This window comes from Myroides odoratimimus, assembly GCF_030326305.1.
In the GTDB taxonomy this organism is placed as follows: domain Bacteria; phylum Bacteroidota; class Bacteroidia; order Flavobacteriales; family Flavobacteriaceae; genus Flavobacterium; species Flavobacterium odoratimimum_A.
In genome coordinates this window covers 3,427-12,192 of the sequence record NZ_JACAKB010000047.1, presented here as the reverse complement: position 1 = coordinate 12,192, position 8,766 = coordinate 3,427, and the positions used below count along the sequence as shown (strand labels likewise).

The window sequence follows — 8,766 nt, the reverse complement described above, 5'->3', positions numbered from 1 at the left end:
TCTATACAAACGAAGCGAATAGTAAGGTTACTATCGATGTTGTAGGCGATGTTATTAATAATTTTGATGAGATAATTTCTAAAGAAGAAATTCAGAATAATATATATGAGTCTATAGAAGCAAAAGGCAAAAAATTATTATCAGATGCTTCTATACAAGTAATAAAAGGAGAGAAAGCATTGTTAAGTGAGGCTAGTATTGCAATAGCTAAACAAGGTGTTGGTACAGAACATTTAAAAGACAATGCTGTACTTTCATCTAAAATAAAAGATGGAGCAGTAGGAGAGGAAAAATTATGGGCAGGAAAAGGAAAGAATAAGTTTGTTGCTGTGGCACAAAACGATGGAACTGTAAAATATCAAGATGTTACTGAAGTGATACAAGCACAGGCGTTAACAGTAGATAATTCTTTAGAAATAAAAGGCGATGCTTCAGCTTCTGTTTTAAAAGGTGTGGGAATTCAGGTTGCTGAAAATGGAATTGTAACCAAGCATCTTGAAAATAAGGCGGTAACAACAAGTAAGATAGGTTCAGAGAACAGTCTCAATGGTTCTGTTTTGACAGCAAATGGCGTTGGTGGGGCTGTGTTTACTCCTTTAGCTGAAGCTATAACACATACAGTAAATGGAGATATTGTTGGAGATGTAGAAGAAACAATCCTGGTTAAGGGTGGAGAGAATGTATTAATTGGGGAGCAAGATAAACAAGTGAGTATTGAGCTTAATATTGCAGGAGTTAAAGAAAAGCATATTGCTAATGGAGCTGTTACAGCTGCTAAACTTAATGCAGAAAATGCTGTGGAAGGCTCTGTAGCAACAGTAGGTAAAAAAGGATCGGTAAGTTATCAACCTTTAACAACTGATATGTTAGTTGGAAAAGGTAATATCATATCTGGAAAAACAATCTCTGCAACACAAGGAGCAGAAGGATCTGTACTTAGCAATATTACTTTAGAGGTGAATAATCAATCTATTACTGCAGACAAGCTTATTGCTAAAGAAGATGAGAAAGGAAATGTAGCAACAGTAGGTACAAAAGGAGTTGTTAGCTATAAGCCTTTAACTGTTGATATGTTACAAAAAAGAGGAACAATAACTACCGACGATATTATTGTTGCATCTGACAATGGAGTAAATAAAGTCTTAGAAAATGTTACATTAAGTATTAAAGACAATAGTATTGATACAAAGCAATTAACTAACAATGCTGTTAAAACAGATCAAATTGCTGATTTAGCTGTAACAAGTGATAAAATCACTTCAGGAAATATTGGGAAAGGTAGAGTTTTATTAAGTGATGAAGCTGGAAAAACACAGTGGGGAGAAATGGATAAAATCTATGATGCTGTGGCCGGTAACTTAATGACAGATGACATCATTATCATTATGCCTAATCAACAAGGAGAAGTTGTCTCAGGAGAGAAGGCTCTGTTAAAAGATGTTAGATTAGGGATTAAAGAAAATAGTATTTCTAATCAGCAAATAGCAAATCAAACTATTCAGATTGAAAAACTAAACAATCATGGGGCTAGTAAAGAAGGTATGGTAATGGTAACGAATCAAAATGGAGGTTTTGATTATGTAGATAAAGCAAGTATTGTACAAGCCGGAAAAGATTTAAAATTAAATGATGGATTAAAATTTATTAATAGCAATGGTAAATCAACCGTTTTAGCTGAAACTAGCATAGGTATAGAAGACCAAGGAATTGTAACAACTAAGTTAAAAGATAAAGCTGTAACAACAACAAAAATATCCTCTGAAGGAGCTGCAAATAATGCAGTATTAACAGCAAATGGAGATGGAACAGTTAGCTATCAAAATATCAATGAGAATATTTTTACAGGAAAAGGAGCTGATTTAAAATCTGATAACTCAATTAAAGTAGTGGCTAATAATAAAGCTCTTTTGCAAGAGACAAATATAGCTATCGCTGAACAAGGTGTGGATACAAAACACTTAAAGGATACTGCTGTAACGACAGCAAAAATTAGCTCTAAACAAGGAGCTGGAGTTGTAGAAGAAGGATCTTTTTTAATAGCAGATGGACAAGGAAGCACTATTTTTTCTTCTATAGATAGTATAGCTTTACAAAGTGGAAAAGAATTAAAAACAGATACATCAATTTCTGTTTCTGGCGGAGGGCATGCTCTTTTACAAGAAGCTTCTATTCAAATAGCCACTTCAGGGGTTCAAGAGCAACATTTAAGTAATAGATCTGTTACGACTCAGAAGATTAATGCCGAAGGAGAAACTAAAGGATTAGTGTTACTAACCAATGGAGAAGGTGGTGCGAGCTTTGAAACAGTAACCACAGCAATATCAGATGCAGGTAAAACGATTTATGAAAGTGATGCTATAGCTATCACAGGAGGAGATAAAGCAGTTTTAAAGGATGTTACAATTGGCTTAAAGAACAAAGGTGTAACAAATGCTAAAATAGCGGATAAAACTATTCAAGCCATTAAAATAGACGCAGATCAAGCAGATCAAGGATATGTATTGACTTCATTAGGAGATGGAGAAGCGAAGTTTGTATCAATGAGCAGTTATGGTCAACAGTTAGATAGTGATGCTTCTATCACTGTTTCTACAAAAGATGGAGTCTTATTAGCACCTGCATCAATTAAAGTAAGTGAGGCTGGAATTACAACAGAACACTTAGGAGATAAAACAGTTACAATAAATAAGCTATCTTCAAAAGAAAATGATCAAATTGTTTTGCCTAATCACATTTTATTAACCGATGGTGAGGGAGGATATAATTTTGGAAAAGCTGATGATATAATCACTAAAGCAAATATTACTAACGGAGAAACAATTTCAGCTATCTCAGGAGCAATAGGTTCAGTATTAAACGATGTTGTATTAGAAGTGAACGATTTGTCAATTGATACCAAGCATTTAAAAGATAATGCAATAGTAACAAATAAGATTGTAAATGATGCGGTAACTTACTCAAAATTAAGAGCTGGTTCAGTGTATGGGACAGTTGTTAAAGATAAAGGGGTGACGGCCGCTAAAATAGCGTCTGATAAAGCAGCTAATGGAGATGTACTAGTAGCAGATGGACAAGGAGGTGCTTCTTTTAAAAAGGCTCCTTCAGGAGAGGTAGATTATAGTAAGCAAGAGCAGATAAAAGATGTAAAATGGTTAGATACTGATAAAAAGGTAGCGCAAAGAGTTTTTGAGGTAGAGTTAACCAAACCAGATAATCAAATAACATTAGATGGTGATTTTGCAACAATTATTCTTGATGCAAGATTCATAAATCAGACTACAAATTCTTCTACACGTGGTTTAATTAAGAAAGAAGTAATAGGGGGAAAAACAGTTTTAACACTTGGGACACCTGGGACATTGACTGTAAAACATCCTAAAGGAAAGTATTATCTTATTTTAGAGTATGTAAAGAAATAGGTTCTATACAACACACTTGTTTTTAAGTGTGTTGTATAACACTAAAAAAACAATAGTAAAGACGATGAAACAAACAATATTTATAATAATGACGTTGTTCTTCTCTTGTCTGGCAATGGCACAGGTAGGAGTAGGTACAGAAAGTCCTGCAAGCGGTATTGAAATTCAAGGTAGTATTAGATTTCGAAACTTAGAAGAAGGGGACCTGAAAATATTTAATAAAGAGGTTCTAATGGATAAAGAAGGTAACTTAGGATATTTAGAAATTGAAAGTAATCGCTCTTATTTTGTTAAGATGGTTTACGATCAGATGAAAAAACAGGTTATTCTTAATAAAACAAATCAAAGTAAAGACTTGCTTTTAGAAGTAGAATTAGAATTATTACCTAATACTATTTCAGTATTTGAAATTCATTATAATGTACCAGTCTCTTTTGAAATGGTAAATCAAACGACTTATACTGATATTCCTTTAGTAAGTGATATAGGTGTTCGATTAATGAAAAAAGAAGAGGGCAAGGAAAGTAGTTATGTTAATTTAAGAGAAGGAAATAGAGCTGTATCTCTAATTGATGAATATGAAAAAGCATCTCCAAATTTAAATTTTAGAAGATCTTTTATTGAAGGAATGAACGTTCAAGAGGTAGTAAATAAAGATAATAAACAAAAAAAAATAAGCTATAAATTAATGAGTTATGTCAATGACAATCAAGGAGAGGTGAGGTACGGTTCACAAGAGAATAATGATGGCATGGGAGTAGGGATGATACTGGTGAAAGTATATCATAAACCTTATTATAAATAAATTACAAAAAAGTAAGCAAATGAGAAAATATATAAGTTTATTGATGTTGTTTTATAGCTTATTTTCTATGGCTCAGGTAGGTATTGGTGTAGAAAACCCTCAAGCTGCTGTACACATTGGAAAAGAAGTTAAATTCAAAGATATACATAATGTAGAAACAGAGATGATTGATTATCCTCAACATTTAATTGCCGATGAAAAGGGGAATTTAGCTGTATTTACAGGACTACCTACTAATTTGATGTTTAAAAATGTTTTAACATCTAAGATGCTTACAAAAAAGTATATTCCTAATGAGGATACAGTAGATAGAAATGCTATATATGAAGAAGTATCTTTGGGATTCAATACTAAAATTATAATACCAGCTAAGAAAACTTATGTGTTGGAGGTCAACTATAGTATTCCTTCGATGCATACAAATGGAGGGAATTCTAAAGGAGAATTTGGTGTTTTCTTAAAAAAGAAACAAGGAGATGGTGATTTTGAAAAAATCACCTCTTCAGTTCGTAGTTTCTCTGAAAGTCATAGTATAGCTAATTCAGCTACAGCTATAGGAAGAGCGATTGCATATACCTATGTTGATACAGTGAGTAATGATACAGACTCTCCCTTGGAACTTGTCTATGATGTATATGGGTTTACTGATCATATTAATCTACATAATTATAGTATTGTGTTTGGAGCATTTGATGATAGAATAGGGTATAAAAATTACAACTGGGGAAGAGGGATGATTTTAGTAACAGTTAATGAACTAATAAAGTAAAAGTTATGAAGAATGTTAGTGCACTGTTTTTTATTTTGTTCAGCATATCAATGTTTGGACAAGTAGGAGTGGGAACAGAAGATCCTACAGCAGGTTTAGATGTCGACCCAAAGGGAATTAAAGTAGAAAATGCAGAAAATAGTTATATTCGTTTAGAAGGATTAGAAAGGAAGCCTGATTATTTACGTAAAGTAGTATTAAATCAACAAGGGTATTTGGCAACAATGGATTATGATTCTGATAATTTTAATTTAAAAACTATAGAATATATTAAAAGTAATAAGATAATTCATACACCAAAAAGTGCCAATGTGATGGATACATCTAAAACTCCACTGAGCTTAGAAATGGATTTAGAGGTTATTTTGTCTCCTAATACAGAGAATATTCTTTTTTTAGAATATGATATACCAATCTATATTTATGACAATATAGTGAATAATAATGTGATAGTGGGGTATATTGGAGTTACTCTAACTAAGGTAAATGAAGACAATACAATTGTTGAGCTTGATCAAGGATCTAGAAAAATAACTAATTATAAAAATAAAATACCGGCATCAGGTGATAATTTATTAGGTGTATCTGTAACAGGTAAAGCAGTGGATCAATTAAGTAATAAAGAATCTGTAGAGAATAAGGTAAAATACAAGTTATTTGGTTATATAGAGAAAAATTCTTTTGTTGATTTAGATAAAGAGGTTTATTTCGGCAATGCTGATGGAGAAATAGAATCACTAGGGATAGGAGTCTTTAATGTAGTAGTTTATGAAAAAGTAATTTCAAAGCCTTAAAAAAGATTTACTTAGAAAATAGAATTGCTAATAAATATGGTTGTTTATGATGTTTTATAGGCTATGCCTTTTATAGGTTTGTACTATAAGACATTTAAACAGTGAGTAAATATAGAAAGTTAACGCATGTGTATTACAAATGTGATTATCACATAGTTTTTACACCCAAGTATCGCTTCCAAACTTTGGAAGGAATGGTAAAAAGTTTGATTGAATATGATATTCAATTGATTAGTAGTTAGAAAGGGGGCAAATACAAGAAATGAATATTCAGAAAAACCATATTCATTTAGTATGTTCGATTCCTCCCAAAGTATCTATCAGAGAATTTATGGGTATTCTCAAGGGTAAATTAGCCATAAAACTCTTTAAAACATATCCAACATTAAAACAGAAGCCATATTGGGGTAATCATTTTTAGTCTCGAGGGTATTTTGTTAGTACAGTAGGATTGGACGAAGATATGATAAAACGATATGTCAAGTATCAAGAACATAATGATAATCAATCATAATGCCCTTTTAGGGCTAATCTGAAAAACAAAGCCACCATTTTTAATGGTGGCTTTTTATTTTGGTTGAATAAAGGAGGAAGATTATAGGGCTGTCTCACTTAACTGAGAGTTGTCTTTTCTATGTGAAAACTATAAATTGTTACAAATTACCACGCTTATCTAACATTTTAAATAGTATTGGAAAACACATATTCTTATAACTAATACCTAGCATTAAGATGTTTATATCTTGTTTGCCAAACTTCCAATTGGTGTGATCCATCACAAGAACATAAGATTCCTCAGTAGGAATAAGTGCAAATATTAGTTGAGATATCCATTCCAATTTCAAATCAGCTGAAGATATAAAACGCTGAATACTTTTGTCGTGTACTAAGATAAAAAACATACAAAAAAGTGTAATGTGTTGATTTGTATATAATTAATTTGTTTTTAAGGGACGACTACCTAATAAATATCATTGCTAATTTTTTTTGTGTAGATTCTTCTATTTCTTGTCCCATTTCAAAAACTGTGTAGGATTTTAATCTGTAAAATATTAGGGGGAGGAAGTATATGTTCTTTTACAGTAGTATACCGATACTTTCCGAATTCTCTTGTTTGTTAGCTGATTTTAGGCTGTAAAGGACATTTGTGTGGTTTATTTGTTAGGTATCTTTTTTGGATATATATTGTTAAATTGGTGAGTAATAATTAAATCATTTAGGAATAAATATTAGTTTTGCTATTATTAAAATAAATTAACATGAAAAAAAATTTTTTAAGGTTATTTGGATTAACCGTATTTTTATTATCTTCTGCAGTTATTGTTTCTTGCTCTAGTGACGATAATTCTAAAAATGAAATAACTGTAAAATCAGAACCAGGATCTGTAGTTTTATCAAGTAATGTATGGATAACTTCTAAGATTGTCGATAATAAGGGAAATAACATAAGTTTAGATAAAATGCCAGGAGCTATGTATGCTGGGTATGCTTATTATAATACAGATGGTACTTTTAGAATAGTTGATTTTAAAGATGGTCATAAGATGTATGGCTTATGGTCTTTAACAGATAATGATACAAAGAGAAAATTAGTGGTGTTTAATTCTTTAAATGAAATACTTTTTGAGCGCTCAGTAGATCTAGTAGAATTAAATAATAAAAAATTTACATATGTTATATCTGACGCTACTAATCCTTCAATTGTGTATAATGTAGAACATGAGCCTGTTACAAATCACCCAGAGCCTAAAACTCCAGCGCAAATTTTAGCAAGTGTAGAGTGGAAGACTACTAAGGTATTAGATATTACAAATGGAGTTGATAAAGCGATTGAATTAGATAGGACTATTGCTCCTGCGTCTAACTTTTCTGGAGATGCTTACTATGTGAATAACAATGGTAAAGAATATTTTCCAAAGAATAAAGATGGGAAGTATTCTAATGGTACTTTTTTAATTACAGCTTATGGAGATAAAGCTGCAGTTCGTTCTCAAGGAGATTGGTATGTTTCTTTGGATGGTAAAACAAGAACTTTAATAGGTAGAGCTGCTGATGGTTCAGTTACATTTGAACGTACAGTAAGTGTTTTTGAACTAACAAATAAAAAGTTTACTTACGATATAGAAGTAGGTGGAATTTTATTAAGAGTTGAGCATGAGCCTATTGTTAGATAATGAATAGAAAAATTATGAATAACTATTTGTTTTTTAATGTTTATCATAATTTCTATGTTTTGCATTAATAGGTTACTTGTGTATATAATATTGTTAGCGTTCTAAAATTAATTGTATATCGGTTACAGATGATTTTAAACAAGATATAGAATGTTTTTATTATAAAACAGGTAGTTGTTCATAATAAGTAAAGACTTTAAGAGGATATAAATAGAAATTAGTATGTGTAATCTGTTTTTATTTATTAAATCTTAAAGTTTTTTTTTATAAATAATGAGACTCTAAAAGGACTACATTTAATATTAAAATAAACTTACTTACTGCAAAATTAAATAACTTAATAATATTTAGAGGATTTCATCTATAAACTCAATAGAAGATAATTTTAGTTTCTAGTTTTAATAAACTTTGAAGGAGTACAGTTCTCAAATAATTTGAAATACTTAGTAAAGGTTGATGGGGTATTGAATCCACATTCTTTTGCAATTATTTCAATTTTTAAATTAGGTTTTTCTATAAGTTGTTTTTTTGCGTGTTGTATACGATAATATGCTAGTAGATTATAGTAGTTAGTATTTAATTCTTTGTTTATAACTACAGATATCTTATTAGGCGATATATTAAGTTTTTTACTTAATATCTCAATACTAAAATCTTTTTTCAGATAATCACTATCATTACTTTCGAAGAAGGATATAATTGATTTTGAAATAATGGTTTGATCATGTGTTTGATCATGTGTTTGATCATGTGTTTGATCATGTGTTTGATCATGTGTTTGATCATGTGTTTGATCATGTGTTTG

At 30.9% G+C, this 8,766-nt stretch carries 6 protein-coding genes and 2 pseudogenes; 6 read left to right on the top strand and 2 right to left on the bottom strand.

What is annotated here, in order from left to right:
- The 5 genes and pseudogenes from HX049_RS17535 to tnpA all read left to right on the top strand — a co-directional run.
- Positions 1-3,419, top strand: a pseudogene (locus tag HX049_RS17535) (hypothetical protein); the annotation flags it as partial.
- A 64-nt stretch (positions 3,420-3,483) separates the two neighbouring features.
- Positions 3,484-4,224: a hypothetical protein gene (locus tag HX049_RS17530; protein WP_286417592.1), complete on the top strand. Its 741-nt coding sequence runs from the start codon at positions 3,484-3,486 to the stop codon at positions 4,222-4,224.
- 19 nt (positions 4,225-4,243) lie between these two features.
- Positions 4,244-4,993, top strand: a complete 750-nt coding sequence (locus HX049_RS17525; RefSeq protein ID WP_286417590.1) for a hypothetical protein — start codon at positions 4,244-4,246, stop codon at positions 4,991-4,993.
- 5 nt (positions 4,994-4,998) lie between these two features.
- Positions 4,999-5,787: a hypothetical protein gene (locus HX049_RS17520; protein ID WP_286417588.1), complete on the top strand. Its 789-nt coding sequence runs from the start codon at positions 4,999-5,001 to the stop codon at positions 5,785-5,787.
- Between the two features lie 101 nt (positions 5,788-5,888).
- A pseudogene (gene tnpA / locus HX049_RS17515) lies at positions 5,889-6,301 on the top strand (IS200/IS605 family transposase).
- Between the two features lie 139 nt (positions 6,302-6,440).
- Here the strand turns inward: tnpA and HX049_RS17510 are convergent.
- Positions 6,441-6,689, bottom strand: a complete 249-nt coding sequence (locus HX049_RS17510) for a hypothetical protein (RefSeq protein WP_286417586.1) — start codon at positions 6,687-6,689, stop codon at positions 6,441-6,443.
- Between the two features lie 357 nt (positions 6,690-7,046).
- Between HX049_RS17510 and HX049_RS17505 the strand changes: the two genes are divergently transcribed.
- Positions 7,047-7,961, top strand: a complete 915-nt coding sequence (locus HX049_RS17505; RefSeq protein ID WP_286417584.1) for a DUF4822 domain-containing protein — start codon at positions 7,047-7,049, stop codon at positions 7,959-7,961.
- 385 nt (positions 7,962-8,346) lie between these two features.
- Here HX049_RS17505 and HX049_RS17500 read toward each other — a convergent pair.
- A partial coding sequence (locus tag HX049_RS17500; RefSeq protein WP_286417582.1) for a helix-turn-helix domain-containing protein occupies positions 8,347-8,766 on the bottom strand: 420 nt, incomplete at its 5' end.

What these genes read in the sequence shown, in the direction of transcription:
- HX049_RS17505 (WP_286417584.1), top strand. Translation starts at nt 7,047, where the DNA reads ATGAAAAAAAATTTTTTAAGGTTATTTGGATTAACCGTATTTTTATTA.
- HX049_RS17520 (WP_286417588.1), top strand. Translation starts at nt 4,999, where the DNA reads ATGAAGAATGTTAGTGCACTGTTTTTTATTTTGTTCAGCATATCAATG.
- HX049_RS17530 (WP_286417592.1), top strand. Translation starts at nt 3,484, where the DNA reads ATGAAACAAACAATATTTATAATAATGACGTTGTTCTTCTCTTGTCTG.
- HX049_RS17510 (WP_286417586.1), bottom strand. Translation starts at nt 6,689, where the DNA reads ATGTTTTTTATCTTAGTACACGACAAAAGTATTCAGCGTTTTATATCT.
- HX049_RS17525 (WP_286417590.1), top strand. Translation starts at nt 4,244, where the DNA reads ATGAGAAAATATATAAGTTTATTGATGTTGTTTTATAGCTTATTTTCT.